Raw genomic sequence first — 25,702 nt, 5'->3', positions numbered from 1 at the left:
CAAAATGCGACTGCCATAGCCCCGGGGCCGTGGCGGCAGATGTAAGGAGTCGGGGTGACCTCACCGAACGAGCCGGGCGCCCCCAAGAAGGGCGACGGCCTTAATGGGGACGGTTCGGCCGAGCGTGCCGGTGTACACCGCGCGGCGCCGCCCGCACAGTCCGGCCGCGCTCCAGATTCCGGGGACGTACCGCCGTGGCAGCGCGGCGGGCCCAGGCCGCCGCAGGCACCGCAGCGCCAGAGCGAGCCGCCGACCGAGGCGCGGCCGTCGGGACCGCCCAGCGGTGTCGAGGCACGGCTCAACCGCTTCGTCTCGGGCACCGCGGCACCGGGGGCCGGCGCTCCCCCACCGGCGAAGAACCCGTCGCACGACACCGATGCGCCGGCACCGCGCGGCGACGGGCCGCCCGCGGAGGCCTACGCCAGCGAGTTGCCCGACCTGTCCGGCCCGATGCCGCGGGGTCCGCAGCGCAAGACGACGCCCGACCGCTCGGCGGAGCCGCCCAGCGCGCCGGGTTCCGGCCGTTCGCCGGCCTCGGAAGGCCGGGAGGGCCGCGAAGCCCGGGACAATCGAACCCAGGTGTCCCGGCGGCCGCGCGGCCCGGTACGCGCGAGCATGCAGATCCGCCGGATCGACCCGTGGAGCACGCTGAAGGTCTCCCTGCTGCTCTCGGTCGCGCTGTTCTTCGTCTGGATGATCGCCGTCGCGTTCCTCTACCTCGTGCTCGGGGGCATGGGCGTGTGGTCGAAGCTGAACAGCAACGTCGGCGACCTGTTGAACAACACCAGCGGCAGCAGCGGCGAGCTCGTCTCCAGCGGCACCATCTTCGGCGGCGCCGTGTTGATCGGCTTGGTCAACATCGTGTTGTTGACCGCGATGGCCACCATCGCCGCGTTCGTCTACAACCTGACGACCGATCTGATCGGCGGCATCGAAGTGACGCTGGCGGACCGCGACTAGCGTTTTTGGGGGTGCGGCGGCGATTGCGGTAATCTCGTCGCTCGGCCGTACCGCGAGTACGGGCCTATAGCTCAGGCGGTTAGAGCGCTTCGCTGATAACGAAGAGGTCGGAGGTTCGAGTCCTCCTAGGCCCACAACCATGTGCCCATCGAGACGTTGCGTAAGACTCGCCCTGCCAATCACACTGATCGCTGTGGTGGCGGCGGTGGGACGCTACCGACGCGGGGTCGAGGTCTGGCACGTGGCGGTGGACGACACATCCGGTCAGCCACCCGATCACGTCGAGGGGCCTTAGCTCAGTTGGTAGAGCACCGCCTTTGCAAGGCGGGTGTCAGGGGTTCGATTCCCCTAGGCTCCACACATCACGGCCGCGGCTGAACGTCGACGCTGGGGGGTCGCGACTGCGGCTCCTGCGGCTTCGCCCGCACCGAGCGCCGCACCACGCTGAACGCGACGGCGCCGCCGGCAACGACCGCGACGACGACTCCGGCGATCACCCACGGGCGCTTGCCTCGCCGCTGCCCCCGACGTGCGTCCTGAAGCGCCTGAGGCAGCCCCGCCACCACCTCCTGGGCGGCGGCCAACTCCTGAGCCAGGGTCTCCTGGGCGGCGGTGAGCTCCTTGGCCAGGCGCCCCTCCTGGTATTTGCGGCGAATCTGCGCTGCGGTCGACTGCGCCGACTGGACACCGAGGCCGACCGCTCCACGGGTGACGTCCACCGGTCCCAATGTCGAGTAGGTCAGCCCGCGAGTCAGTCGCTCCCGCGGGGTCAGCCGGGATTCCGCCTTCGCCCTCATCTGTCGCCTTTCTGTGCGTGCTGAACAGACTGCCAGCATAGGGAGCTCGGCGGAACCGTTATGTGCGCGCCGCGTTTTCGGCCGTGGCTTGGCTGGAGCGACACCGGGTGCGGGCATGCGGATGGGTAGTGGCAGACTCTCATGCCGTGACCAACAGCCCCTTTCAGACCGCTACCGCCACACTCCACACCAACCGCGGCGACATCAAAGTCGCCCTGTTCGGAAACCACGCGCCCAAGACCGTCGCGAACTTCGTTGGCCTGGCGCAGGGCACCAAGGAGTACTCGACCCAGAACGCATCGGGCGGGTCGTCTGGTCCGTTCTACGACGGCGCGGTGTTTCACCGGGTGATCCAGGGCTTCATGATCCAGGGCGGCGATCCGACCGGTACGGGCCGCGGCGGCCCGGGCTACAAGTTCGCCGACGAGTTCCACCCCGAACTGCAATTCGACAAGCCGTACCTGCTGGCGATGGCGAATGCCGGCCCGGGCACCAACGGCTCCCAGTTCTTCATCACGGTAGGCAAGACTCCCCACCTGAACCGGCGGCACACGATCTTCGGCGAAGTGACGGACCCGGAGTCGCAGCGGGTTGTCGAGGTCATCTCGACGACGGCCACCGACGGCAACGACCGCCCCACCGAGCCGGTCGTCATCGAGTCGATCACCATCTCGTAGGCCCGTCAGCGCGCGCCCGGTCAGCGCGCGGGGCCTCCCGCGTAACCGGCGTCTGTCAGCGCATCGAGCACCTCCAGCGGGTCCGTCCCGAGGTCCCACCGGGAGAAGAGCACCAGCGCGTCGTCGGCCGTCTCGACCTCGAGCAACCGGACCTTGCGTCCGTAGCGGCGGAACTCGGTGATGCGGATGATCTTGATATCGGGGGGCCGCAATACCTGCGTTCGGACCCATCCCCGAAGCACCAGCCCGTCGGCCGTAATTGCCAGCTTCGGCCGCGCGCGCCACGTCGCGCCCGCAAACAAGATCAGACCCACCGCGGCAATCCCTGCCAAAATGCGGCCCGGAGCGTCTGTGACGACGGTCACAGCGGCGATAGCCATCAAAACACCGGCGGCCCCACAACCAGCGATTCCCGCCGCGCTGGGCTCCCATTGTGTTTGCTGCACGGGGCCTTCAGCCCCTCCCACCACGGCCGATGGAGTTATCCACAGACGCTATCAACAGTGGGGATAAATCACACGCGTGTGATTGGGTGGTAGCAATGTTGCTGACGCAGTAACGAAGCAACCCAAAAATAAATTCATTCCGGCGGGGGTTGTGCTCAGTGCCACCGCATGGTCAGCAACAAACCGGTGATCATGAAAGCGAACGCGATGGCATAGTTCCACGGTCCCAGTTGCGCCATCCAGTTGAGGGCGGCCGGCGCCTGGCTGCCGACGGCGGCCAACTGGAACACCATCAGCCAGACCAAACCGATCAGCATGAGGCCGACGAACAGGGCCACGAACCACACGCTCGACGGCCCGACCTTCACCTTCACCGGCGTGCGACTGACCGAGCCGACGGCGAAGTCGTTCTTCTTGCGGACCTTGGACTTGGGCATGATTACCTCAACAAGACGGTGAGCGGGACGGGGTGCAACGATGAAGACCGCAGCTGCACGCACAGCTTGGCTACGAGACTAACTCACCGGACGCGGCGACCAGGAAATTGGAGACCCGATGAGCGACGGACGCCCGTCACCGTGGCGCTTCGGCGTTCCGGTGGTGTGCCTGTTGGCCGGGCTGCTGCTCGCCGCCACGCACGGGGTGTCCGGCGGCGCGGAGATCCGGCGCAGTGATGCCCCGCGGCTGGTGGACCTGGTCCGGGAGGCCCAGTCGTCGGTGAATCATCTCAACGCCCAGCGCGACGAGCTGTCCGGCAAGATCGACGCCGCGCACGGACGGTCCTCGGATCGAGCGTTGTCGGCGATGCTGCGACGCTCCGCCGAGCTGGCCGCCGACGCGGACATGAACCCGGTACACGGGCCGGGCCTGGTGGTCACCCTGGAGGACGCGCCACGGGATGCCAATGGGCGGTTCCCGCGGGACGCCTCCCCCGACGATCTCGTGGTGCACCAGCAAGACATCGAGGCCGTCCTCAACGCGATGTGGAGCGCCGGGGCCGAGGCGATCCAGATGCAGGACCAGCGCATCATCGCCACCTCGGTGCCCCGCTGCGTCGGCAACACGCTGCTGCTCAACGGGCGCACCTACAGCCCGCCCTACACGATCACCGCGATTGGCAACGCGGCCGCCATGCAGGCCGCTCTGGCCGCCGCTCCCCTGGTCATTCTGTACCGGCAATACGTGGTCCGGTTCGGGCTCGGCTACCGCGAAGAGGTCAAGCCCGACGTCCAGGTCGTCGGCCACACCGAGCCGGACCGGCTGCATTTCGCGCAGCCAATGGGAACCATCGGCTACTGATTTCGGGCGGACGGTAATCTGGCACGGTGCGGATCCTTGTCGTCGACAACTACGACAGCTTCGTGTTCAACCTGGTGCAGTACCTCGGCCAGTTGGGCGTCGAGGCCGAGGTGTGGCGCAACGACGACGCCAGGCTCTCCGACGAGGCCGCCGTCGCCCAGCGGTTCGACGGGGTCCTGCTCAGCCCCGGGCCGGGCACCCCGGAACGTGCCGGCGCTTCCATCGGTCTGGTGCGCGCGTGTGCCGCCGAGCGCACGCCGCTGCTCGGCGTCTGCCTCGGCCACCAGGCCATCGGAGTGGCCTTCGGCGCCACCGTGGATCGCGCGCCCGAACTGCTGCACGGTAAGACCAGCAGCGTCTTCCACACCAATACTGGTGTGCTACAAGGGCTTCCGGATCCCTTCACGGCTACGCGCTACCACTCGCTGACCATACTGCCGGAGTCACTGCCCCCGGTTCTGGAGGTGACGGCACGCACGCGGGGTGGCGTCATCATGGGGGTGCGGCACAGCGAGCTTCCCATTCACGGCGTCCAGTTCCACCCGGAGTCGATCCTGACCGAGGGTGGGCACCGGATGCTGGCGAACTGGCTGGCGTACTGCGGGTGGCCCCGCAACGACACGTTGATTCGCCGGCTCGAGAACGAGGTCCGTGCGGCGGTGCAGCCCTATTTCCCGGCCGACCCGGCGGCTACTGGCCGAACTTCAGCGTGATGATCCCGTCGCGGTTGCAGCCGGCGCCGGCCGGCGGGTTCTGATACACCACCCGGTGGGACTGCGAGCCGCCCGCGTCCACGTCGGGTCCCTTGTCCAGCACCCCTGTCCAGCCCAGCGCCCGTAACCGCGGCTCGGCGTCCGTCCAGAACATGCCGCTGAGGTCGGGCATCACGAACTGGTTGCCCTTGGACACCTGCAACTCGATCACCGAATCGACCGGAACCATCTGGCCCTTGGGCGGATTGGTGCCGATGACCTCGCCGGCGGGTCGGGTGCTGTCCACCTGCGCCTGGGTGATCTTGCTGAACCCGTAGACGGTGAGATTCTTCTGGGCGACGTCGACGGTCTGGCCAGCGACGTCGGGCACCTGCTTGGTCTCCGGGCCGGAGCCGACGATGACGGTGATCACGTTGGTGATTGCCGACGTCTGGTTGGCCGGCGGGTTGGTGCCGATCACCTTGCCCATCGACTCGGGACTCGACGGCGAATTGGCCTGCTTGAACTTGCTGAATCCCGCGGCCTTGAGCTTGCTGACCGCGTCTGAGTAACTCAGCGAGGACACGTCGGGTACTTCACGCTGTTCGGGACCGGTCGAGACGTTGATGGTGATCTCGTCGCCCGCGCTCACCGACGCGTTGGCGCCGGGATCGGTGCTAATGACATGGTCGGGCGGGATCGCGGAATCGGGCTTTTGCAGGGTGCGGGTCTTGAAGCCGCGATTCTGCAGCGCGGCAATGGCATCCGCGGACACCTGGCCCCGCATGTCGGGCACCTGGACATCTCGGGTCGTGCCGCCGAAGGTGTTGAAGGCGATGACGACGACGATCGTCAGCACCGCCAGCGCGGCGACCGCGACGATCCAGCGACCGACCGATCCGCCGTCGCGGTCCTCGATGCGGCGCAGGGACTGCCGGGGCAGCGGATCAGTGCGCGGGCCGGGCAGGTTGCCGCCCGTGGCGAGCAGCGACGAGCGGTCGGCATCGGTGAGTATCTTTGGCGCCTCGGGGGTTTCGCCGTTGTGCACCCGCACCAGGTCGGCGCGCATTTCGGCGGCCGTCTGGTAGCGGTTGTCCGGATTCTTGGCCAGCGCCTTGAGCACGACGGCGTCGAGGTCGGCCGAGATGCCCTCGTGCCGATGTGACGGTGGAATCGGGTCCTCGCGCACGTGCTGGTATGCGACCGCGACCGGGGAGTCGCCGGTGAAAGGTGGCTCACCCGTGAGGATTTCGTAGAGTACACACCCTAGCGAGTAGACGTCGGATCGGGCGTCGACCGTGTCGCCGCGGGCCTGCTCGGGCGACAGGTACTGGGCCGTGCCGATCACGGCCGCCGTCTGGGTGACGCTGTTGCCGCTGTCGGCGATCGCGCGCGCGATGCCGAAGTCCATCACCTTGACCGCGTTGGTGTTGCTGATCATGATGTTCGCCGGCTTGACGTCGCGGTGGATGATGCCGGCCTGGTGACTGAAGTTCAGCGCCTGGCATGCGTCGGCGATGATCTCGATGGCTCGCCGCGGGGGTAGCGGGCCGTCGGTGTGCACGATGTCCCGCAGCGTGACACCGTCGACGTACTCCATAACGATGTAGGGCAGCGGGCCCGTTGGGGTCTCCGCCTCGCCGGTGTCGTAGACCGCGACGATCGACGGGTGGTTCAGCGCGGCGGCGTTCTGCGCCTCGCGGCGGAACCGCAGATAAAAGCTGGGATCGCGGGCCAGGTCGGCGCGCAGGACTTTGACCGCGACATCGCGGTGGAGCCGGACGTCGCGGGCCAGGTGAACCTCGGACATGCCCCCGAAACCGAGGATTTCGCCCAGTTCATAGCGGTCAGACAGGTGTTGAGGGGAGGTCATCGTGGTATCTCGTGTCGGGGCGGTGACACGCTGGGCGCCAGTGGTGCACGCCACCCGTGCTCGGCCGGCCCCCTTCGCGGTCCAGAATTCCCTATCGTCGGTCGATCCGTCCAATTGAGCCGCAGCGCGGCGCCGGGCGCAGAACCGCTCGGGGTCTTGCTCGGCGGCGGCGCCGGCGGACCCCCCGTGTCGGTGACCGTCGGAGGCGGCGGTTGCTGCGGGGTGTCCGCGCGGGAATTGATGACGATGAGCACCGCGATGATGATCGCCAGCGCTCCGAGCACCCCGGCGGCCCACAACAATGCCCGCTGACCCGACGAGAAGGTGCGCCGCGCCGGGGGCGGACGATGACCGCCGGTGGCCGGCCGGGTTCGGCGCGGCGCCGCAGCGCGGGTGCTGGTGACGGCGGCCGCCCTGGTGGTGGGGCTGGACGGGATGGCCGCCGGCGACGCCCGTCCGGGCGGTGGTGACTGGCTGGGCCGGGGCGGCCGGCGGCCGGCGCGCACCGCCGCCACGGCGTCGGCGAAAGGACCGCCACTGCGGTAGCGCATCGCGGGATTCTTGACGAGCGTGATCTCGATGAGCTCGCGCACGTTGGGCGGCAGCTCGGCGGGCAGCGGCGGGGGCGGCTCTTTGATGTGTTTCATCGCCACCGTCAGGGCGCCGTCACCGGTGAACGGCCGCTTGCCCGACACCACCTCGTAGCCGACGACGCCCAGCGAATACACGTCGCTGGCGGGGGTTGCGTCGTGCCCCAGTGCCTGTTCGGGGGCGATGTACTGGGCGGTGCCCATCACCATCCCGGTCTGGGTGACGGGTGCCGCGTCGACGGCTTTGGCGATACCGAAGTCGGTGATCTTCACCTGGCCCGTCGGGGTGATCAGGATGTTGCCCGGTTTGACGTCGCGGTGCACCAAGCCGGCGGCGTGCGCGACCTGCAGCGCCCGGCCGGTCTGCTCGAGCATGTCCAGCGCGTGCCGCAGCGACAGCCGGCCCGTGCGCTTGAGCACCGAGTTCAGCGGCTCGCCGTTGACCAGCTCCATCACCAGGTAGGCCGTGCGGCCTTCCCCGTCCAGCTGACTTTCGCCGTAGTCGTGGACCTGGGCGATGCCGGGGTGGTTGAGCATGGCGGTGGTGCGGGCCTCGGCCCGGAACCGCTCGATGAACTCCGGGTCCTGGGAGAACTCCTGCTTGAGCACCTTGACCGCGACACGGCGGCCGAGCCGGCTGTCCACGGCCTCCCAAACCTGGCCCATGCCGCCGGTGGCGATCAGGCGCTGCAGGCGGTAGCGGCCCGACAGCGTCACACCAACTCGCGGGCTCATGGTCCTCCCTGTAGCGCGGCTTGGATGACGGCCCGTCCGATCGGCGCGGCGAGTGCACCTCCCGTCGCGGACAGGCGGTCGCCGCCATTCTCCACCAACACTGCCACGGCGACTTTGGGCGTCTGCGCGGGCGCGAAGGCGATGTACCACGCGTGCGGCGGCGTATTTCGCGGATCGGTGCCGTGCTCTGCGGTACCAGTCTTTGATGCGATCTGCACGCCGGGAATGGCCCCTTTCTGCTGCGCGACCTTCTCGGCGCCGACCATCAGCTCTGTTAGCTTAGCGGCGACTTGGGGTGACACCGCGCGGCGCTGCTGATAGGGAACGGTGGTGCTGATGGTCGCCAGGTCGGGGCCCTTGAGGCTGTCGATCAGGTAGGGCTGCATCGTGACGCCGTCGTTCGCGATGGTCGCGGCGATCTGAGCGTTTTCCAGCGGCGTCAGCGCCACGTCCTTCTGGCCGATGCTGGACATGCCCAGCGCGGCGGCGTCCGGAATGATCCCGAGGGCGGATTCGGCCACCTGCAGCGGAATGACGCCGGGGGTGGTGTCCAGGCCGAACGAGTGCGCCATGCTGCGCAGCGCATCGGCCCCGGTGTGGATGCCGAGCTGAACGAATGCGGTGTTGCACGACAGGGCGAACGCCTGCTTGAGGGATACCGTGAGCTCGCTGCCACAGGGCTGGCCGCCGTAGTTCTCGAGCGTCGCGGTGCTGTCGGGCAGCTGGATGGAGGCCGCCGCGGTCAGCTGCTCGGCGTCGGTCGCACCGGCCTCGAGCGCGGCGGCGGTGGTGATGACCTTGAACGTGGAACCGGGTGGGTACGTCTCCGAGATGGCGCGGTTGGTCATGGGATTGTCGGGGTCGTCGCGAAGCCGCTGCCATGCCTGCGCCTGCACCTCGGGATCGTGCGAGGCGAGCAGATTGGGGTCGTAGGACGGCGATGACACCATCGCCAAGATCTTGCCGGTGGACGGCTCGAGGGCGACGACGGCACCCTTGCACGGCGGCCCGCCGCAGCCCTGCTGCATCGCGTCCCACCCGGCCTGCTGGACCCGCGGCCGGATCGTGGTGTCCACGTTGCCGCCGCGCGGATCGCGGCCGGTGAAGAAGTCGGCCAGCCGCCGCCCGAACAGCCGCTCGTCGGAGCCGTTCAGCAGCGGGTCCTCGGCACGCTCCAGGCCCGTGCTGGAGTAGCGCAGCGAGTAGAAGCCGGTGAGCGGCGCGTACACCGCGGGGTTGGGATAGACCCGCAGAAAGCGGAAGCGGCTGTCGGTGGCCACCGAGTACGCCAGCAGCTGGCCACCCGCGACGATCTGGCCGCGTTGCCGCGAGTACTCGTCGAGCAGGACGCGCTGATTGCGCGGGTCCGCCCGCAGCGAGTCGGCGGCGAACACCTGCGTCATCGTGGCGTTGAGCAGCAGCAGCACGATCAACGCCATGACGGTGACCGAGATGCGGCGCAGAGAGGTGTTCATACCTTCTCGATTACCTCGGTCTTGGCCGCCGCGATCGGGGAGTCCGTGCGGTCGCGCCCGCGCACGGGGTGCCGGGCGCTGTTGGAGATGCGAGCGAGGATGGCCAGCAGTATGTAGTTCGCCAGCAATGACGAGCCGCCATAGGACATCCACGGCGTGGTCAGTCCGGTCAGTGGAATGAGTTGCGTGACGCCGCCGACGACGATGAATAGTTGAATCGCCAGGGTGGAAGCCAGGCCCGCGGCCAGTAGCTTGCCGAAGCTGTCCCGCGTCGCGATCGCGGTGCGCATGCCGCGGACGATGACGATGGTGTAGAGCATCAAAATGCTGGCCAGGCCCACGAGTCCCAGCTCTTCACCGAAGGCCGCGATGATGAAATCAGTCGACGCGGCCGGCACCGTATCGGGCTGACCATTGCCGAGCCCGGTGCCGAAGATGCCGCCCGTGGCGAAACTGAACAGGGACTGCACGATCTGGTAGCCGCTGCCGTCCGGGTCGGAGAACGGGTCCCACCACATCTGCACGCGCACGCGGACGTGGGCGAAGATGAAATACGCGATGACGCTGCCCACCGCGAACAGCACCAGGCCGATCACCACCCAGCTGAACCGTTGTGTCGCAAGGTAAACCACCACCAGGAACGACGCGTAGAGCAGCAGCGAGGTGCCCAGGTCCTTCTCGAAGGCCATCACACCCACCGAGATCACCCAGGCCGCCAGCAGCGGCGCGAGGTCGCGCGGGCGCGGCAGGGTCAGGCCCATGAAATGCTTTCCGACGCTGTTGAAGAGCCCCCGCTTGGCGATCAGCACGGCGGAAAAGAAGATCAGCAATAAGATTTTGGAGAATTCGGCTGGCTGAATTGAGAAGCCGGAGAAGCGAATCCAGATCTTCGCGCCGTTCTGCTCGGATAGCGATGCCGGCAGCAGGGCGGGAATCACCAACAGCACCAGCCCCGTGATGCCGCAGATGTAGCCGTACCGCGCCAACTGGCGATGGTCTTTGAGAAACGTGACCACGAGCGCGAACGTGACGACCCCGACCACGGTCCACATCATCTGCTGGGTGGCGCTGGGGTGATGGCGGCCGCTCATCTGGTTGTCGACCAGGTCGAGTCGATGGATCATTACCAGGCCAAGCCCGTTGAGCAGGGCCACAATTGGCAACAGCAGCGGATCGGTGTAGGGGGCGAAGCGCCTGATGGCCATGTGCGCGGACCCGAATACGAGCAGGAACACCAGCCCGTAGCTGATGACGTTCCAGCGCACTTCGCGATCCTGGTTGGCCTCGACGATCAGCAACGCGGCGACGGTGATCGCCGCGGCGAAACACAGCAGCAGCAGCTCGGCGTTGCGACGCGTTGGCAGCGGAGGCGTGACCGCGACGGGCGGCTGCAGTTGTGTTGTCATGCCACCGTCCGGCAGTCAATGCCCGGTTGCAGTGGAGGCGCTGGAAGCGCGGTGACCGTCTGGGAAGTGGTCGTGGGGCCCACCGGCGAAGGGATCGCGCCGCCTGTGGCACTGGTGGGGGCTGGGGCGCCGGGAGCGGAAGAAGTGGTGGTCGGTGGAGCGGTCGTTGTCGACGATGTCGCGGCACTTGACTCGGGGGGGCCGCTCCCGGGGGCAGGCGGCCCCGGCGGCGACGTGGCGCGCGGCGACGGACAGGTTGGCAGCAGGTACTCGGCCAGCAGTTGCCGTAGCTGCGACTCCGCCTGGTCCAGGCTGCCTCCCGGCAACCCGGTCTGCACCTGCACCTGCCCGGGACGGCGCAGATCCCGCAACGTCATCAGCTGGCAGTTCGAGTGACCGGATTGGCCATAACTGATCAGCGACAGTTCGTTGCGCGGACTCAGGCAGCCGACCAAATATGGCTCCTGCAGGGGCACGCCCAACAAGGACCCCTGAATTCCGCGGACGATCGACACCTTGCCGTCGTATTCGGCGACGTAATAGTTGCGCTGGATGACCCACCACGCGATGGCGAGGCCCGAGAGGGCGAACAACACCGCCAGTGTCGCCACGAAGAACATCCGCCGCCGGGGCCAACGGGGGCGGATGGGTGTTTCTGGTTGTGGCGCAACGCGTTTGGCGGATTCGTCGCGCGGCCTGATCGCCGAGGCGCGGCCCGCGGAGGTGTTCGGCAAGGTCATCTGGTCGTCGTCACCGGAAACTGCGCCGGCCAGAATCGGCTGGGTCTGGCCGTAGTCGTAGTCGACGACGTCGGCCACCACCACGGTCACGTTGTCGGGGCCGCCGCCGCGCAGCGCCAACTCGATGAGCCGGTAGGCGGCTTCGGCGACGTCGGGGATCTGCAGCGCCTCGAGGATGGTTTCGTCGCTCACCGGGTCGCTGAGCCCATCGGAGCAGAGCAGGTACCGGTCGCCGGCGCGTGCCTCGCGCATGGTCAGGGTGGGTTCGACCTCGTGACCGGTCAGCGCGCGCATGATCAGCGACCGTTGCGGGTGGCTGTGTGCCTCTTCGCGGGTGATGCGGCCCTCGTCGACCAGGGTCTGGACGAAGGTGTCGTCCTTGGTGATCTGGGTCAGTTCGCCGTCGCGCAGCAGGTAGCCGCGCGAGTCGCCGATGTGCACCAGACCGATCCGGTCACCCGCGAACAGGATGGCGGTGAGCGTGGTGCCCATTCCCTCGAGCTCGGGCTCCGCCTCGACCTGCGCCGCGATCGCCGCGTTGCCTGAGCGCACCGCGGCGTCGAGCTTGGCCAGCAGGTCCCCGCCGGGCTCGTCGTCGTCGAGATGGGCCAGGGCGGCGATCACCAGTTGGGAGGCGACCTCGCCGGCGGCGTGGCCGCCCATGCCGTCGGCCAGGGCGAGCAGTCGCGCACCGGCGTACACGGAGTCTTCGTTGTTGGCGCGCACCAGGCCGCGATCGCTGCGGGCGGCATATCGCAAGACCAGCGTCACGGGCGCAACTCGATCGCCGTTTTGCCGATCCGAATCGGCGTCCCTATCGGAACTCGTACCGCAGTCGTCACCTTTGCCCTGTCAAGGTAAGTGCCGTTCGTCGATCCTAGATCCTCGACGTACCATTCCGAACCGCGCTGAGACAGCCGCGCGTGCCGTGTGGAGGCGTAGTCGTCGGTGAGGACCAGGGTCGAGTCGTCAGCCCTCCCGATCAACACCGGTTGCCCGCTGAGTGTGATGCGCGCCCCGGCCAACGCTCCCTCGGTCACCACCAGATAGCGCGCGGCGTGCCGGCGCTGCCGCGACGGCAGCAGGGTGCCGCGCAACGCCAACCCGCGGCGCACCATGACGGCGCCCGTGGGCGCATAGATATCGGTCCGCAAGATCCGCAAGACGGACCAGATGAATACCCATAACAACATTAAAAATCCGGCGCGCGTCAGCTGCAGAACGAGTCCCTGCATCTGGCGTCCTTTCCGTCCTGGCGTCATCCCCCCTGCGCCCGTGACCCCGAGCACATCGGCAACGTCACGATACTTGGACGCCGGTCGACACGGGGCGAAGCACGGCAGCGTTGAGCCGAGCGGGTTAGTGGATCCGGACGATGATCTCCGAGTGGCCCAGACGAATCACGTCACCGTCCGCTAGCTGCCACTCCTGCACGGGCGCGTTGTTCACGGTGGTGCCGTTGGTCGAGTTCAGGTCCGAAAGGAGCGCCACCTGCCCGTCCCAGCGGATCTCGAGGTGACGCCGTGACACCCCCGTGTCGGGCAGCCGGAATTGGGCGTCTTGCCCGCGGCCAACGATGTTGGAGCCTTCACGCAGCTGATAGGTGCGGCCGCTGCCGTCGTCGAGCTGCAGGGTGACCGTCGTTCCGGCCGCGCCGTAGCCGCCACCGCCGTACGCGCCGTAGCCACCGGCCGGCTGGCCGTAGTCGGCGGGCTGGCCGTACTCGCTCGGCTGTGCGTACTCGGCCTGCTGGCCGTAGTCGTAGTCGCGGTGCGCGGGCTCGGCGTATCCGCCGGCCTGGCCGGGGTATCCCCCGGCGGGGACGTTTTCGGCGTATTGCGTGTAGTCGCCGGGGCCGTAGTCCGGCCGGCCGTAGCCGCCGCCCTGCGGGTATCCCTGCTCGTAGCCGGCGCCCTGCTCATACCCGGCGCCTTGCTCGTAGCCGGCACCCTGCTCGTAGCCGGCGCCTTGCTCGTAGCCGGCGCCCTGCTCGGGATAGGCCGGCCGTTGCTCGGGCGGGGCGTAGCCCCCCTCGTCCGGGCGCGCCGGTCCGCGGCCGTATTCGCCGTAACCGCCGTAGCCCTGCTGGCCGCCGGGCTGACCGCCCCCGGGCGGGGGGCCGTAGCCGCCGCCCGGGCGGTAGCCCTGGTCGTAACCCTGGCCGCCGTACCCGCCGGGTCCGGGAGGACGCTGCTCGTACTGCGGCGGGTAGCCGCCCTGGCCCTGCTCGGGGTAGCCGCCCGGGCCCTGGTAGCCGCGTTGGTCGGGGTAGCCGCCCGGGCCTTGGTAGCCGCGTTGGTCGGGGTAGCCGCCCGGGCCTTGGTACCCGCCTTGTTCCGGGTAGCCGCCCTGCTCGGGCTGCCGGGGTGGCGGGTAGCCCTGCTGCGGCGGATAGCCGCTCGGCTCGGGCGGATACCCACCGCGCTGGTCAGGTGCCCCCTGAGGTTCCGCGCCACCCTCTGGCGGACGCTGGTAGCGGTCGTCGTAATACTCATCACTGGGCCGCCCCGGCCCCTGAGCCCCGCGGTAGCTCGAATCGTCAGTCATTGGTGCTACTCCTCGTTCTGCGCCGAACGCATTATTTGATTGTGGCCGGACGGGATCGTTGACCGTCGGGCGGGGCTGCACATCGGGGTTGACAGCACCACGGGCGCGGTACTGGCCGGTACGCAGGTTCGATGACTGCTCGAACCGGACGACCACCTCACCATACGTTTGCCACCCCTGTTCACGGATGTAGTCGGTCAAGTACCCAGCGAAAGCGTCCGAAGTGAGATCAGGGTCGGCGCCCACCTTCTCGAAGTCGTGCCTACCGAGGGTAATGATGTATTCGTTGGGGGCCAAAAGGCGATTTCCCTGCAGCCTCTCGACACCGTCCCGGGCCTCGCGCCGCAGGAGGGCTTCCACCTCCTGCGGAACGATCGAGCCGCCGAAGACGCGGGCGAACGCATTGTCGACGGTGGCCTCGAGCTTGCGCTCGATCCGCGCCGCCAGGCCCCGTTGGTTACTCATGCGCTGGCATTCACCTGCACGTGACGCGGTATGCCGCACGCCGGCGGCAAACCAATCGCGCGGTGACCTTTCACTCCAGCATGGTATCGGGACAGCGCGCCGCCGCGGCACCGTGGAAACTCTGAGAACTGCGTCGGACCTGCTCAGAGGCGTTGTCGCGCAGTGCCGCCCAGCTTCCGAGCCCGACCAGCGGGTTGGGGAACGCGGCTATTAGAGTGGTATGGTCCACCGGTTGTTTTCCGGGCGAGTGGCGGAATGGCAGACGCGCTGGCTTCAGGTGCCAGTGTCCTTCGGGACGTGGGGGTTCAAGTCCCCCTTCGCCCACATTTGAATATTGGCGGTGAGTTCACGGGCTCGAGGAGCTCGTGACCTCTGTGTATTCCCTCATGTTGCGCCGGAGGCAGGACACCCGGCCACCCTCCCCATCCCAGTAGGAGCGGTGTGTTGGTCATCGCCCCATGGGCTGAAGCCCGCAGTGAATTGACGGCTGCGATCGCATTAGTAGCGTAATTGCCAGCTCAGGAGGGGTGGCAATGGTCGTGGCGTATGACGCCGCGCAGCTAAGGGTGATGCGATGCAGCTGCGCTACATAAGCGTTGCGGCGCTGATTGGCGAGGCCGGCGGTGACCCGTGGGCGATCAACAAGAGCTTGCAATCCGGGAGCCCCGGGCAGATCTCCTCGCTGGCGGAGGTCTTCCACCGCGCCGGCCGATGCACCGCTGAGGCGCAGCACGCCTTCGAGCAAGCTCGCAACCGATTCAACGCTGCGTGGGACCGCAGGGATGGCGGTCATCCGATCAACGACTCCGCCGAAGTGCAGCGGGTGACCCAGTCGCTCGGTATTCAGTCCCGTGGGGATTCCTACAAAGGATAAGGTGATGCAAGACTTTTCCCGCTTATCGAGCCACTGGTATCGATGGGCGCCCGGGATGGGCGGTGGCAAGGCATTTGTCACGACAAATTGCCCTGACTGTGTCGTCCTTTTTGGCACCGACGACTATTCGGTCCATCTTCGCGATGAGGGGGATTGGTGGGTTGTGGATACCGTGAATGACCGTGGGCAGCGACGCAATGGCGCCGCACGACTTTCGAACTTCAACCTGACCGAAAAATATCTCATCTGGGACTGGGCAACCACCTCACGCTCAGATCTTGCATCAGGTCCCTTGGGAGCCGATCTCGCCCGGCAGGGCTATGCGCCGGGTGTGGACGTTTCCAAAACAGAGTCAGGATACGAGATATGCCTGAACAAAGAATGTGCTGTTTTATCAGCGGTCAATGCCACGATTTTCAGCCATCTCATGGCGAAATCGGTGGATGAGATTGAGCGCATGGTTCTCAATGGATCCTAGCCGCGGGTTGTAAAGCCGAGTAACCGGAACCACCCGCCACTTCCGCGAAGATTCACCCGCCAAACTACGACTGCACCCACCGCAAGACATCCGGCGTCACGGCGTCGGTGATGTCGTCGTACTCGGGGTGCTTCTTCAACACCGTGCCGATCATCGAGCACACGGGGACGATGCGCTTGCCTTCGCCGCGGGCGTCGTTGAGTGCCTCCTCGACGAGGATGGTCGCCAGGCCACGTCCGCCGTACGCCGGATCGATTTCGGTGTGGTAGAAGACGCGCTGGTCACCGCGGTCGGCGAAATCGGCGAGGCCGACCTGCCTGCCTTCCACGGCAATGGTGTAGCGGCCCTCCTCCAGCCTGACAGTGGTTTCGGCTCCGGTCTTATCGGTGGTCATCTGTGCTTTCCTCTCTTTGCGGTACAGGCCGGGGCCGCAGCCGGGTGGTCGGCAGCGGCGGGGCGGGCAGTCGCGCAAGCGAACCGCGGTAGCCGTGGACGGCGCCGAAGCGCTCGTCGCCGTCCTCCCACAGGCGGCGGTAACCGACGATGTCGTCGTGGCTTCGTCCCACGAAGTTCCACCACATCACCAGCTCTTCGGTGAATGGTGGCCCACCGAGCAGCAGCACCCGCGCCGGCCCCTCCCCCACGTTGTGCAGGTGCAGCGAGGTGTGGCCGGGGCTCAGATAGGCGAGCTCGGCAACCGTCAAAGCGGTCTCCTTCACGCGGACGGAACCCCGATCGGCGAGCACGCCGTGCTCGAATGACGGGTCGATGGCGATATCGAGGCGGGCCCCGGCGTCGAGATCGACCTGCGCGCCCAGCAGCGGAGTAAAGGTATGCACCGGGGACGAGGCATCGGGCAGCTCGCCGAGGAACACCCGCACCGTCGCACCGGGAAGCGCCGCCGGCGGCGGCACGTAGTGGGCGAAGTCGCGACCGGTATCGCGGTCCGACCCCGGCAGCGCCACCCAGAGCTGTACGCCGTGCAAGGCGGCCGGCGATTCAACCGATACCTCGGAATGGCAGATACCGGCGCCCGCAGTCATCAGGTTCAGCTCGCCGGGCCGGACCATCGCGTGCACGCCGGCGCTGTCGTTGTGCTCCACTTCCCCACTGAACAACCAACTCACCGTTTGTAGTCCGGTGTGCGGATGCGGCGGGACGTCCATGCGCGTGGATGCGGGGCCGTAGTGGTCGACAAAGCACCACGCCCCGATCAGCGAGCGTTGGCGCTGCGGAAGCGTGCGATGCACCCGCATGGCGCGGGGCCCGCCCAATGGAACCTCCCGGGGGCGCAGCACCTCGAGGCCCGCGCTTGGGAAAGCAGCGCAGGCGACTTCGATCGGCGCCGCCTCAAGGTTGCTCATCGTCACCTCGACCGTACCCAGACACCCCTACTTGCGCGGCGGGCGGAGCACCTTCATGGCCAGCCGCATGACGGGTTCGGGCACCCGGTCCTGCATCGACAACGCGGCGTCGGCGGCGCGGGATCGAAGCGGGGTGCCGCGCCCGAAGACCCGGTTCAGCGGTCCGCCCGACGGCTCGAGCACCACATGCAGTGGGGGCGTGCCGACGCTGGCCCCCAGCGCGTTGGCGATCACCATCCGCTGGATCTCGCTGGTGCCCTCAAAGATGGTGTACAGCTTGGCATCCCGATACCACTTCTCCACCGGGTGATCGGTGATGTAGCCCCAGCCGCCCATGGTTTGAATCGCGCGTTCGGTGGCCTTGACGGCCACCTCACTGGCGGCCATCTTCGACATCGAGCCTTCCCCGCGTTCGAACGCAACGTTGTTGGCCGCCATCCACGACGCTCGCCAGGTCAGCAGTCGGGCGGCGTCGATCTGGGTGGCCAGCTCCGCCAGCGGGAAGGCGATGCCTTGGTTGTCGATGATCGGCCCGCCGAACGCCTCGCGCTCGGTGGCATACGCCGTCGCGTACTCCAGCGCCGCGCGGGCGATCCCGATGGCCTGGGCGGCGACCATGGGCCGGGTCTGCTCGAACGTGCCCAACGTCGCGGAGCCGGAGCGCTTCCCGCCCGCCACGACTTCGCGTGCCTTGGCGAGCTTGTGCTCCAACTTCTCTTGTCCGCCAAGCAGATTCGCGCCAGGCACCCGAACGCCTTCGAACAGCAGCTCGGCGGTGTGGGACGCGCGGCAGCCCAGCTTGTCCAGCTTGCGCACCAGCTTCAGCCCCGGTGTGCCACCGGGCACCACGAACAGCGCCTGTCCGCGATGGCCGAGTTCTTCGTCGACGACCGCGTTGACGACGTGGACGTTGGCGATCCCGCCATTGCCGATCCACATCTTGTGGCCGTCGATGATCCAGTCGTCACCGTCGCGGCGTGCGCGTGTGCGCAGGTTCCTGACGTCGCTGCCGCCCTCCGGTTCGGAGATCGCCAACGCCGCGAGCTTGAGATCGCCTGGGGTTCCGAAACACTCGGGCGCCCACTGGAGCATCTGCTCGGGCGACGCGGCCTGCCCGATCGCCGACAGCGCCAACGCCGGCATCACGATCGCCAGCCCGATCCCGGCGCAGCCCCAGAACAGCTCCTCCATGAACATCGGCAACGAGAGGCCGCTCGGATCGCCGATGAGGTCGCGGTAGAACAGGGGGCTGTAGAAGCCGCGCTGGGCCGCCTCCTCCAACACCGCCCACGGAAACTCCTGCCGTTGGTCGTAGTGCAGCGCCACAGGGCGGATCACTTCTTCGGCGAACTCGTGGGTTCGCCGGGCCAGGTCGTGCTGTGCTGCGGTCGGGGTCAGGTCGAACGTCATGGATCCCGCCTTCGGGTCGACAGACACGGTCGTGCCGCCCGACTACCCCGTTGACTACGCCAGCAAACGATTCGAATGCCGGACGGAAACGTCAGGCGGCCGAGCGCGGCCCGACCTGGGCGAGCGGCAGGTGCAGCACCACCGCGGCCACCGGAACGGTCTCGTGTTCGTGGTTGGCGAGCAGGGCCGCATTCTCCGGCAGCTGGCGCGCATTGATCTCGCCGGACGCGATGCGCCGCAGAACCTCATGAGCCTGGGCAAGCTGTTCGCGCTTGCGGTACTGGCCACCGGGGAGCTTCACCCCCGCCCAGACGCCGTACTCCTCGCGGTGTGCAATGGCGTGCTGGGCGCAGCGGCGCTGCTGCGCCAGCGGGCAGCGGCGCAGGCACTGGATGCGCGCCTCGACGGCCGACCGTTCGTACGCACGGGCCTTGGCCGCGCCATCACCACCGTCGTCGTCGGGGTAGCCGAACCAAAGTTCCGGGTTGGCAGCGCAGGGGTGTCCCATGTCGGTCTCCTTGTCGAGCGCGAAACGTAGATAGAAGCGTATACAGATAGACGGGCGGCGCGCAAGAGAAACGTGACAAAAACGTATATACGGAGCGATACGGCCTGCGCTGTGTACTATCCGGCCTATGGCCGGAGCGTGCGGTGAGCCGTGAATCGGCCGGCGCGGCGATCCGCGCTTTACGAGAGTCGCGCGACTGGTCACTGGCCGACCTTGCCGCCGCGACCGGTGTCAGCATCATGGGGCTGAGCTTCCTGGAGCGCGGCGCCCGTAAGCCACACAAAAGCACAGTTCAGAAGGTTGAGAACGGACTTGGCCTCCCCCCGGGCACCTATTCCCGGCTGTTGGTGGCCGCCGATCCGGATGCCGAACTGGCCCGGCTGATGGCCGCGCAGCCGCCCGCCGCCGTGCCCGCCAGGCGCACCGGGCCCGTGATCGTGGACCGGCACACTGACACCGAAGTGCTGGAAGGTTACGCCGAAGCTCAGCTCGAAGCGCTCAAGTCCGTCATCGATCGGTTGCCTGCGACAACATCAAACGAATATGAGACGTATATTCTGTCTGTGATCGCTCAGTGCGTGAAGGCCGAGATGCTCGCCGCCGGTTCCTGGCGGGTCGCGGTGAATGCCGGCGCGGACTCCACCGACCGCCTGATGGAGCACCTCCAAGCCCTCGAGGCCACCCGCACGGCCCTGCTCAAGCGGATGCCTACCAGCTTGAGCGCACGCTTCGACAGGGCCTGCGCGCGCTCGTCACTGCCGGAAACGATCATCGCAGCCCTGGTCGGGGTCGACGTCGAGGAGATCTGGGACATTCGCAACCGGGGGGTTATCCCGCCCGGGGCACTCCCCCGCGTGCGCGCCTTCACCGATGCCGTCGAAGCCGAAGGCCGCCAAGGCGAGGAGGCGCAGTGAACGGAAGCGAGATCGCGGCATTGAGCCGTGCTCACGACATGTTCGTCGGTAGTACTCGGGCCCCGTCGTTGGATGCCGGCATCGGGCATTACCGCGACCTCTTGCGTCCGGCCGCGGAGCTGAGCGACGGATTGGGACACGGTGGCTATCGGCTCGCCGCGGATCACAGTCGGCAACGCCTCGCGGCCGCCGCTGCGACGGACGCCGCGGCGGCAAACGTCATCGCCGGAGCCCAGCGGGATCGGGACCAGGCCCGCGATTTGACCCGGACCGTCCTCGAAGAGGCCCGCGCCGACGCTGTGGTCCCGACGACACCGATGGCGCAGCGCGAGGCGATGCGCCGCCGCGCGGCGCGACTTCGGACACAACGCGCGCACGTCTTGTCGGCCCGATTACGGTCCCGACGACACCTCGCGGAACTGCGGGCACTGCGCTACCAACTCCTGCGCCACCGCGTCGCCGGATCGGGGCTGACCGGGCGAGCCGCAGCCGCGGTGCGCGCCGCGTTGTCACGCCTGGGTCGGCCCTACGTGTGGGGTGCGACGGGGCCCGACGAGTTCGACTGTTCGGGCCTGGTCCAGTGGAGCTACGCGCAAGCCGGAATTCGGTTGGACCGCACCACCTATCAGCAGATCAACGACGGGATCCCGGTGCCTCGTTCGCAAGTCCGTCCCGGTGATCTCGTCTTCCCCCACCCCGGGCACGTTCAGCTGGCCATCGGCAACAACCTGGTGATCGAAGCGCCGTATTCGGGTGCTTCGGTTCGGATCAGCCGGCTGGGCGCCAACGTCGCTATCCGCCGACCGCTATGACGAACAGGGTGAACCGATGACCGAACAAGCCGGACCTTCGGTAGCCGCCATGCAGGCGCGGCAGTCGGCGTTGGCCGGCCGGCATGGCACGGCCGCCGACGCCGACCGCGTGCTGGCGGAGGTGCTCACCAGCGCTCATGCCGCGATGCGGGAGGGTGCCCGGCGGCTGGATGCCATCGCCGAGCAGATCGACCACGCCACCTCGCACCAAGCGGGCCTCGCCGTCGATACGCCCATGGGCGCGCGGGAGTTTCAAAGATTCCTGCTGGCCAAACAGCGCGAGATCGCAGCGGTCGTCGAACATGCACGCGAACTCAGTCAAGCGAAAAAGGTTGTCCTGGACGGTCTTCGGGACCAGTACGCCCCCGAGAACGGCTAGCACGGCGCGGTCGCAGTGTCATCCACAGTCGCCCTGCGCAGTGAATTGTCGGCAGCCAGATGTCTGGGTACTGTCGCCGGACATGGAGGGGCCGCAACGCATCCCGCAAACACGTGCGGTGCATGCAGCGCCGGTCGCCTAGATGTCGGCGTACGAGGAGCTGCTTGCCGCGGTGCAATATGCGCGAGATCGCACCGGTGACCCGAACGCGTGGCAGGCGGGCCTATCGCCCGGTGAGCTGGCCGCCGTGATCGCCCCGACGACGCGCCCCGAACAGCTTCAGGCGATCGTGGGCAAGATCCGTCAGCAACACGCGACGCCCCCGGGTGGGGAGAAGGGTGAAGCGGCGGAAGCCATCGCGCGCGCCGAAGCCGCTTTGGCACACCAGAATTCGTCGAGCTCCCAGCTCGACATGCAGGTGATTACCGCCATCTTGAATGCCCACCTGAACGCCGTCGATGGCGGCCAGGCGCTGGCCAAGTTGCAGCACGACACCGAAGCCGCGGTACGGACGCGATCGGATCTGGACACCCCGGCCGGAGCGCGAGACTTCCAGCGCTTTCTGATCGGCAAACTCCGAGACATTCGCGCGGTGGTCCTCAGCGCCAGCCTGGACGACACGTCGAAATCAGCTCTGATGGCCGCATGGACATCGCTCTACGACGCATCGAAGACCCAGCCGAACGGCCCCGACGAGCGCCCGCCGGGCCGGGCCTCCGGCGCCGATACCGAAACCCAGCCGTCGGCGGATGATGCCGAGTGGGATCCGCTGCTGGATTCATTGCTGGCCGACGATCCGGGCCCAGCACCCGATGACGGAATGGGTGTGCCGGACGGCGTGACCGCCCCGGCGGCGCCCATGCCTGCGATGTTGCCGCAACTGCCCAGCCTCGGCCCGGGACTGCCGAGTCTCGGCGCCACGCCGGGCGGGTTCCCGCTTCCCGCCCCGCAGGGCGGCGAATCCCTGCCCGGCCTCGACGACGGCGGCCCGCTGGAGTCCGGGCAAGACCCGGATCCGGAGGCCGACGCTTCATCAGATGAATCAGGCGCACAAGACGGTGACGCCCCCATTGACGTGCCGGCGGATGGGGACGAGCCGGCACCGGCCGGTCCCACCACCGTGACCTTGCCCGACGGTGAGACGGTGACCGCGGCCAGCCCCCAGTTAGCGGCGGCGATCAAAGCCGCGGTTGGTGGGGTGGCTATATCAGATGCCTTTCAACAGCAGGGAATAACGATTCCGCCGCCGGGCACGGCGGTCACCGAACCGATCGACGCGTCGCGCGTGGCTCCGGCGGACATCGGGATGTTCGTCGACCGGCACGCACTTGCCCTCGGCCCGGGCAAGGCCCTTCTCGATGGCCGAATTCAAGACATCGCCACCGTGAGCGGGCCGGCCTTTCTAGGCTGGGAGCATCCACCGGCGTCGGCCGTGACCGCGCCGGCGAAGCCCGACACACCGACACCCACACGGCCGGCGAGTTCGTCGACCACCTGACAATAGTGATCACGCCGGTCTGGCCGGCAACCGTGAACAGGAGACAGCGGATGGCAGATTCGATCCATGTGGTTCCCACGCACTTGCGTCAAGCCGCCGCGCGTCACCAGGAAACCTCCGAGTACTTGCGTACGGTCCCGTCGTCGCATGAGGCGATACAGGAAAGCCTGGACTCGCTGGGCCCGATCTTCGGTGAACTACGCGACGCCGGGCGCGAACTGCTCGAACTCCGACGCCAGTGCTACGAACAACAAGCCGCCGACCACGCCGACCTGGCGGACAAACTCGCGGCGTCGGCGGCGATGTGGGAGCAGCACGAGCAGGAGTCGGCGCGCAACCTCGGCGGCATTGCCGACCGCGGTCGATGACGGACGCGAATCCCGCTTTTGACACCGTTCACCCGAGTGGGCACATCCTCGTCCGCTCCTGCCGCGGCGGCTACATGCACAGCGTCGCGCTGAGCGAAGAGGCGATGGAGACCGACGCCGAGACGCTGGCACGTGGCATTTTGCTGACCGCCGACGTTTCTTGCCTCAAGGCATTGCTGGAGATTCGCGACGAAATCCTGGCGGCCGGGCATACCCCCTCGGCGGAGGTTCCCACTCCGCGCGATCTTGATACGGCGATCGAGAAGTTGCTTGCGCATAAACTGCGCCGCCGCGGCACCGCACGGTAGCCGGTTTCGGGCCCTACAGCAGCCAGGTCTTGGCCGCCCGGGGATCCGGAGCGATATCGGTGGGCGGCTCGACGGGATTGGGGCCGAACAACTCTCGTGCGCGAGCGAGCAGGGCACGCACTTCGTCGAGTTGCTGCTGCAGCGCAGATTCAGCCATATCCCCACGCTACCCAGGCCGTCACAGCTGCACAATTCACTGACCGAATAAGCGATTCGTCAGCTGCCGGTACGCTTAACCGGTGGCGATCTTCGGTCGGATGACGGCGCGTCAGCGCCTCCGGAGAGCTACCCGGGAATCACTGGCGATGCCGGCCTTTAGCTCTCCCATCGATTGCACCCCCTGGGTGATCGGTGGGCTTTGGCCTGCCGAGCTTGCGACGCTCACCACCGAAAACGCCACGCTCGCAGAGTATCTGAAGGTCGACCTGCAACGAATCGCCGACAACGCCAACCAGCAGCTGAGGATGATCAAACGTGCGGGATTGGCAGATCTGCCCCGCCAGGCCGAAGAAGCACGGGTCATCGATGAGGCCCGTGCCCGCGCCGTGCGGCGCGTGGAATCGACGATTCGCCAGCTGCACTCGGTGAACGCCGGGTATCCACGTCCGCAATTCGCCGAGCCGCCGTCGTCGGACATGGAGCAGACCCGGATCATCCCTGCTGTCACGGACGCGCGACCTTCCGAAGCGCCCACCAGGACGGTGCGTAAGCCGCGCTGGCGGGTCGCCGACAGGCCGCCTCCCGTGATGCCGACAGGGGACGAGCCCGGGCCGCCGCCGCGTGAAACCCCTGCACAGGAGATCGCGGCGGAGGCTGCGACCGCGCCGGAAATGCCGGATGTGCCGGAAATCCAGCATATGGAGGAGACGCAGGTCATCCCGAGCTTGGCTGAAGTGGAGCACGTCGCCGAAGCGCCGGCCGAGGACGTGGAAGCCGGTCATGAGTCCCTCGCGAACGGTCGCCACTACGTGGAGGCGCAGGAGCCGGCACCGCGCCAGGACGAGCCCGAGTGGCCGCCGGAGGACGATGCCGCGGTGACCGCGGTCGAGGAGACGCGGGTCATCCCCGCGATCACCGAAGTCGAACGTGTCGTCGACGAGCCCGCCGACAGCGTGCCCGCGATGGATTGGGCGCCCGTCGCCACCGGTCGCCACCATGTCGACGTGGCGGAGCCGGCGCCGGGACCGGACGAGGCCCAGCAGGAGCCGGAACCCGCCGACACCGCAGCGGCGGCTTCGATTGCCGAGACACAGGTCATCCCCGCGATCACCGAGGCCGAGCCCGTCGTCGACGAACCGGCGGACGCCGGTCGCCACCACGCGTTCGTCGGCGAGCCCGCTGCCGGGCACGACGAACCGCGGATTCCCCGGGAGTCCCCCGGCCTGCCCCGCGAAAAACGCCCCACTGCAACGGGTTTCGAGGTCGACCGGCTGAACCGATTGCTCGAGTATGTGGTCCGCCAGGAGCCGCGGCTGAATTGGGCGGTCGGCGAGCGCGCCGACGGTACGACGGTCTTGGTCACCGATCTCGCCCACGGCTGGATACCTGCAGGCATCACCCTTCCGGCCGGCGTGCGGTTGTTGGAACCCGAGCCACGCACCGGCAGGGTCGGGGCGTTGATCGGCGACGCGGTACGCGTCGTGACTTATGCCCCCGGTGATTCGCTGCGCCGCTCGGCGGACTTCGCCGCGACGAAATCGTCTGTGGAACCGCGCGAGCTGCCCGCGATCGAGGACCTGGGCAGGGCGCTGAGCGAGACCACGCGCCGCTTCGACGGGCTTCCCCGGATCGTGCAGAGGCTGGCGGATGCGGCCGCCGCGGACGCCGTGATCATCGACCAGGAGGTCGATGTCTTGCGGGTGCACCTCGATACGGCGCGCTACCAGCTCTTGGTCCAATACCCGACCGTGAATCCGGCACTTCTGCTCAAGTGCCTGTTGATGGCGGCCACCGAAGGCCTCGCCAGCGGTGACGCGATATCGGCGAACTACCACCTCGCCTGGTATCGGAAACTCGCCGGCCCGCCGCCCGACGCCTAGGCGATCGGAGTTGCCCCTGGCCCACGAATTGTCGAATTGACGCTGGTT

The 25,702-nt window shown here is 67.7% G+C and carries 27 protein-coding genes, 3 tRNA genes and 1 pseudogene; 16 read left to right on the top strand and 15 right to left on the bottom strand.

Annotation, left to right across the window (positions count from 1 at the left end):
- The first annotated feature begins 54 nt into the window (after nt 1-54).
- From G6N51_RS19095 to G6N51_RS19085, 3 genes are all read left to right on the top strand, one after another.
- Complete coding sequence (locus G6N51_RS19095; protein ID WP_083171202.1) at nt 55-960, top strand: DUF3566 domain-containing protein; 906 nt, start codon at nt 55-57, stop codon at nt 958-960.
- A gap of 60 nt (nt 961-1,020) precedes the next feature.
- Nucleotides 1,021-1,094 (top strand) — tRNA-Ile (locus G6N51_RS19090).
- A 151-nt stretch (nt 1,095-1,245) separates the two neighbouring features.
- Nucleotides 1,246-1,318: transfer RNA gene (locus G6N51_RS19085), tRNA-Ala, on the top strand.
- A 4-nt stretch (nt 1,319-1,322) separates the two neighbouring features.
- Here G6N51_RS19085 and cwsA read toward each other — a convergent pair.
- Nucleotides 1,323-1,757, bottom strand: a complete 435-nt coding sequence (gene cwsA, locus G6N51_RS19080; protein ID WP_083171200.1) for a cell wall synthesis protein CwsA — start codon at nt 1,755-1,757, stop codon at nt 1,323-1,325.
- 128 nt (nt 1,758-1,885) lie between these two features.
- On the opposite strand from cwsA, the gene G6N51_RS19075 reads away from it, so the two are divergent.
- Entirely contained in the window at nt 1,886-2,434 is a 549-nt protein-coding gene (locus G6N51_RS19075) for a peptidylprolyl isomerase (protein ID WP_083171198.1), read from the top strand.
- A gap of 20 nt (nt 2,435-2,454) precedes the next feature.
- Here the strand turns inward: G6N51_RS19075 and G6N51_RS19070 are convergent, their stop codons facing one another.
- Together G6N51_RS19070 and crgA are read right to left on the bottom strand one after the other, a co-directional pair.
- Nucleotides 2,455-2,880, bottom strand: coding sequence for a PH domain-containing protein (locus tag G6N51_RS19070; protein ID WP_083171196.1), 426 nt, complete (start codon nt 2,878-2,880; stop codon nt 2,455-2,457).
- A 155-nt stretch (nt 2,881-3,035) separates the two neighbouring features.
- Nucleotides 3,036-3,317, bottom strand: coding sequence for a cell division protein CrgA (gene crgA / locus G6N51_RS19065; protein WP_083171194.1), 282 nt, complete (start codon nt 3,315-3,317; stop codon nt 3,036-3,038).
- Between the two features lie 118 nt (nt 3,318-3,435).
- Here crgA and G6N51_RS19060 point away from each other — a divergent pair, with 118 nt between their 5' ends.
- Both G6N51_RS19060 and G6N51_RS19055 read left to right on the top strand, forming a co-directional pair.
- Nucleotides 3,436-4,179 (top strand): DUF881 domain-containing protein, encoded by a 744-nt coding sequence (locus G6N51_RS19060; protein ID WP_083171192.1) that lies wholly within the window; start codon nt 3,436-3,438, stop codon nt 4,177-4,179.
- Nucleotides 4,180-4,205: 26 nt separating this feature from the next.
- On the top strand, nt 4,206-4,892 hold the full coding sequence (locus tag G6N51_RS19055; protein WP_083171190.1) for an aminodeoxychorismate/anthranilate synthase component II: 687 nt from the start codon (nt 4,206-4,208) through the stop codon (nt 4,890-4,892).
- Here the strand turns inward: G6N51_RS19055 and pknB are convergent.
- From pknB to G6N51_RS19020, 7 genes are all read right to left on the bottom strand, one after another.
- Nucleotides 4,870-6,744 (bottom strand): Stk1 family PASTA domain-containing Ser/Thr kinase, encoded by a 1,875-nt coding sequence (pknB, locus tag G6N51_RS19050; RefSeq protein WP_083171188.1) that lies wholly within the window; start codon nt 6,742-6,744, stop codon nt 4,870-4,872. The two genes, G6N51_RS19055 and pknB, sit on opposite strands and share 23 nt — an antisense overlap.
- Nucleotides 6,741-8,069, bottom strand: a complete 1,329-nt coding sequence (locus G6N51_RS19045) for a serine/threonine-protein kinase (RefSeq protein ID WP_083171186.1) — start codon at nt 8,067-8,069, stop codon at nt 6,741-6,743. The genes pknB and G6N51_RS19045 overlap by 4 nt, the downstream gene beginning before the upstream one ends.
- A complete protein-coding gene (gene pbpA, locus G6N51_RS19040) occupies nt 8,066-9,544 on the bottom strand; it encodes a D,D-transpeptidase PbpA (protein ID WP_083171184.1) in 1,479 nt (492 codons plus the stop codon). The genes G6N51_RS19045 and pbpA overlap by 4 nt, the downstream gene beginning before the upstream one ends.
- Nucleotides 9,541-10,950 carry an FtsW/RodA/SpoVE family cell cycle protein gene (locus G6N51_RS19035; protein WP_083171182.1) on the bottom strand — a complete coding sequence of 470 codons (1,410 nt, stop codon included), beginning with the start codon at nt 10,948-10,950 and terminating at the stop codon, nt 9,541-9,543. The genes pbpA and G6N51_RS19035 overlap by 4 nt, the downstream gene beginning before the upstream one ends.
- Nucleotides 10,947-12,461, bottom strand: coding sequence for a PP2C family protein-serine/threonine phosphatase (locus G6N51_RS19030; RefSeq protein ID WP_083171180.1), 1,515 nt, complete (start codon nt 12,459-12,461; stop codon nt 10,947-10,949). The genes G6N51_RS19035 and G6N51_RS19030 overlap by 4 nt, the downstream gene beginning before the upstream one ends.
- Nucleotides 12,458-12,925, bottom strand: coding sequence for an FHA domain-containing protein FhaB/FipA (locus tag G6N51_RS19025; protein ID WP_083171178.1), 468 nt, complete (start codon nt 12,923-12,925; stop codon nt 12,458-12,460). Before G6N51_RS19025 ends, G6N51_RS19030 begins: the two co-directional genes overlap by 4 nt.
- Nucleotides 12,926-13,049: 124 nt before the next feature.
- A complete protein-coding gene (locus G6N51_RS19020; protein WP_083171176.1) occupies nt 13,050-14,702 on the bottom strand; it encodes a DUF3662 and FHA domain-containing protein in 1,653 nt (550 codons plus the stop codon).
- Nucleotides 14,703-14,943: 241 nt separating this feature from the next.
- On the opposite strand from G6N51_RS19020, the gene G6N51_RS19015 reads away from it, so the two are divergent.
- From G6N51_RS19015 to G6N51_RS29250, 3 genes and pseudogenes are all read left to right on the top strand, one after another.
- A tRNA-Leu gene (locus G6N51_RS19015) sits at nt 14,944-15,026 on the top strand.
- 250 nt (nt 15,027-15,276) lie between these two features.
- Nucleotides 15,277-15,552, top strand: a pseudogene (locus G6N51_RS19010) (putative alpha/beta hydrolase); the annotation flags it as partial.
- Between the two features lie 28 nt (nt 15,553-15,580).
- A complete protein-coding gene (locus G6N51_RS29250; RefSeq protein WP_232078431.1) occupies nt 15,581-16,054 on the top strand; it encodes a hypothetical protein in 474 nt (157 codons plus the stop codon).
- A gap of 64 nt (nt 16,055-16,118) precedes the next feature.
- Here the strand turns inward: G6N51_RS29250 and G6N51_RS19000 are convergent, their stop codons facing one another.
- The 4 genes from G6N51_RS19000 to G6N51_RS18985 form a co-directional block, all read right to left on the bottom strand.
- Complete coding sequence (locus tag G6N51_RS19000) at nt 16,119-16,448, bottom strand: GNAT family N-acetyltransferase (RefSeq protein ID WP_083171174.1); 330 nt, start codon at nt 16,446-16,448, stop codon at nt 16,119-16,121.
- Nucleotides 16,435-17,418 carry a pirin family protein gene (locus G6N51_RS18995; RefSeq protein ID WP_083171395.1) on the bottom strand — a complete coding sequence of 328 codons (984 nt, stop codon included), beginning with the start codon at nt 17,416-17,418 and terminating at the stop codon, nt 16,435-16,437. The genes G6N51_RS19000 and G6N51_RS18995 overlap by 14 nt, the downstream gene beginning before the upstream one ends.
- Before the next feature lie 27 nt (nt 17,419-17,445).
- Nucleotides 17,446-18,828, bottom strand: coding sequence for an acyl-CoA dehydrogenase family protein (locus tag G6N51_RS18990; protein ID WP_083171172.1), 1,383 nt, complete (start codon nt 18,826-18,828; stop codon nt 17,446-17,448).
- 91 nt (nt 18,829-18,919) lie between these two features.
- Nucleotides 18,920-19,336, bottom strand: a complete 417-nt coding sequence (locus G6N51_RS18985) for a WhiB family transcriptional regulator (protein ID WP_083171170.1) — start codon at nt 19,334-19,336, stop codon at nt 18,920-18,922.
- A 143-nt stretch (nt 19,337-19,479) separates the two neighbouring features.
- On the opposite strand from G6N51_RS18985, the gene G6N51_RS18980 reads away from it, so the two are divergent.
- The 6 genes from G6N51_RS18980 (at nt 19,480) to G6N51_RS18955 (ending at nt 23,615) form a co-directional block, all read left to right on the top strand.
- Entirely contained in the window at nt 19,480-20,250 is a 771-nt protein-coding gene (locus tag G6N51_RS18980) for a helix-turn-helix domain-containing protein (protein WP_083171168.1), read from the top strand.
- The gene (locus G6N51_RS18975; protein WP_083171166.1) at nt 20,247-21,062 is read left to right on the top strand and encodes a C40 family peptidase; all 816 of its coding nucleotides are present in this window, start codon (nt 20,247-20,249) and stop codon (nt 21,060-21,062) included. The genes G6N51_RS18980 and G6N51_RS18975 overlap by 4 nt, the downstream gene beginning before the upstream one ends.
- A 16-nt stretch (nt 21,063-21,078) precedes the next feature.
- A complete protein-coding gene (locus G6N51_RS18970) occupies nt 21,079-21,441 on the top strand; it encodes a DUF4226 domain-containing protein (protein WP_083171164.1) in 363 nt (120 codons plus the stop codon).
- 142 nt (nt 21,442-21,583) lie between these two features.
- Entirely contained in the window at nt 21,584-22,939 is a 1,356-nt protein-coding gene (locus G6N51_RS18965) for a DUF4226 domain-containing protein (RefSeq protein WP_083171162.1), read from the top strand.
- Between the two features lie 50 nt (nt 22,940-22,989).
- Nucleotides 22,990-23,307: an ESX-1 secretion-associated protein gene (locus G6N51_RS18960; protein WP_083171392.1), complete on the top strand. Its 318-nt coding sequence runs from the start codon at nt 22,990-22,992 to the stop codon at nt 23,305-23,307.
- On the top strand, nt 23,304-23,615 hold the full coding sequence (locus G6N51_RS18955; RefSeq protein ID WP_083171160.1) for a DUF2694 family protein: 312 nt from the start codon (nt 23,304-23,306) through the stop codon (nt 23,613-23,615). Before G6N51_RS18960 ends, G6N51_RS18955 begins: the two co-directional genes overlap by 4 nt.
- A 13-nt stretch (nt 23,616-23,628) precedes the next feature.
- Here the strand turns inward: G6N51_RS18955 and G6N51_RS28795 are convergent, their stop codons facing one another.
- Complete coding sequence (locus tag G6N51_RS28795) at nt 23,629-23,772, bottom strand: hypothetical protein (RefSeq protein ID WP_167528593.1); 144 nt, start codon at nt 23,770-23,772, stop codon at nt 23,629-23,631.
- Between the two features lie 82 nt (nt 23,773-23,854).
- Between G6N51_RS28795 and G6N51_RS18950 the strand changes: the two genes are divergently transcribed.
- A complete protein-coding gene (locus tag G6N51_RS18950) occupies nt 23,855-25,654 on the top strand; it encodes a DUF5631 domain-containing protein (RefSeq protein WP_083171158.1) in 1,800 nt (599 codons plus the stop codon).
- The last annotated feature ends 48 nt before the right edge of the window (nt 25,655-25,702 follow it).

Origin of the sequence: Mycobacterium paraseoulense (assembly GCF_010731655.1) — a bacterium.
GTDB classification, from domain to species: domain Bacteria; phylum Actinomycetota; class Actinomycetes; order Mycobacteriales; family Mycobacteriaceae; genus Mycobacterium; species Mycobacterium paraseoulense.
The sequence above is the reverse complement of the archived record's forward strand: the minus strand, read 5'-3'. Positions and strand labels throughout refer to the sequence as shown.

Bases quoted from the DNA above. Each gene is read 5' to 3' on its own strand.
- crgA (WP_083171194.1), bottom strand. From the start codon at position 3,317: ATGCCCAAGTCCAAGGTCCGCAAGAAGAACGACTTCGCCGTCGGCTCG.
- G6N51_RS29250 (WP_232078431.1), top strand. From the start codon at position 15,581: ATGCAAGACTTTTCCCGCTTATCGAGCCACTGGTATCGATGGGCGCCC.
- G6N51_RS18965 (WP_083171162.1), top strand. From the start codon at position 21,584: ATGTCGGCGTACGAGGAGCTGCTTGCCGCGGTGCAATATGCGCGAGAT.
- pknB (WP_083171188.1), bottom strand. From the start codon at position 6,744: ATGACCTCCCCTCAACACCTGTCTGACCGCTATGAACTGGGCGAAATC.
- G6N51_RS19025 (WP_083171178.1), bottom strand. From the start codon at position 12,925: ATGCAGGGACTCGTTCTGCAGCTGACGCGCGCCGGATTTTTAATGTTG.
- G6N51_RS19045 (WP_083171186.1), bottom strand. From the start codon at position 8,069: ATGAGCCCGCGAGTTGGTGTGACGCTGTCGGGCCGCTACCGCCTGCAG.
- cwsA (WP_083171200.1), bottom strand. From the start codon at position 1,757: ATGAGGGCGAAGGCGGAATCCCGGCTGACCCCGCGGGAGCGACTGACT.
- G6N51_RS19020 (WP_083171176.1), bottom strand. From the start codon at position 14,702: ATGAGTAACCAACGGGGCCTGGCGGCGCGGATCGAGCGCAAGCTCGAG.
- G6N51_RS18970 (WP_083171164.1), top strand. From the start codon at position 21,079: ATGACCGAACAAGCCGGACCTTCGGTAGCCGCCATGCAGGCGCGGCAG.
- G6N51_RS18995 (WP_083171395.1), bottom strand. From the start codon at position 17,418: ATGAGCAACCTTGAGGCGGCGCCGATCGAAGTCGCCTGCGCTGCTTTC.
- G6N51_RS28795 (WP_167528593.1), bottom strand. From the start codon at position 23,772: ATGGCTGAATCTGCGCTGCAGCAGCAACTCGACGAAGTGCGTGCCCTG.
- G6N51_RS18960 (WP_083171392.1), top strand. From the start codon at position 22,990: ATGGCAGATTCGATCCATGTGGTTCCCACGCACTTGCGTCAAGCCGCC.
- G6N51_RS18990 (WP_083171172.1), bottom strand. From the start codon at position 18,828: ATGACGTTCGACCTGACCCCGACCGCAGCACAGCACGACCTGGCCCGG.
- G6N51_RS19035 (WP_083171182.1), bottom strand. From the start codon at position 10,950: ATGACAACACAACTGCAGCCGCCCGTCGCGGTCACGCCTCCGCTGCCA.
- G6N51_RS19060 (WP_083171192.1), top strand. From the start codon at position 3,436: ATGAGCGACGGACGCCCGTCACCGTGGCGCTTCGGCGTTCCGGTGGTG.
- pbpA (WP_083171184.1), bottom strand. From the start codon at position 9,544: ATGAACACCTCTCTGCGCCGCATCTCGGTCACCGTCATGGCGTTGATC.
- G6N51_RS18985 (WP_083171170.1), bottom strand. From the start codon at position 19,336: ATGGGACACCCCTGCGCTGCCAACCCGGAACTTTGGTTCGGCTACCCC.
- G6N51_RS18955 (WP_083171160.1), top strand. From the start codon at position 23,304: ATGACGGACGCGAATCCCGCTTTTGACACCGTTCACCCGAGTGGGCAC.
- G6N51_RS19000 (WP_083171174.1), bottom strand. From the start codon at position 16,448: ATGACCACCGATAAGACCGGAGCCGAAACCACTGTCAGGCTGGAGGAG.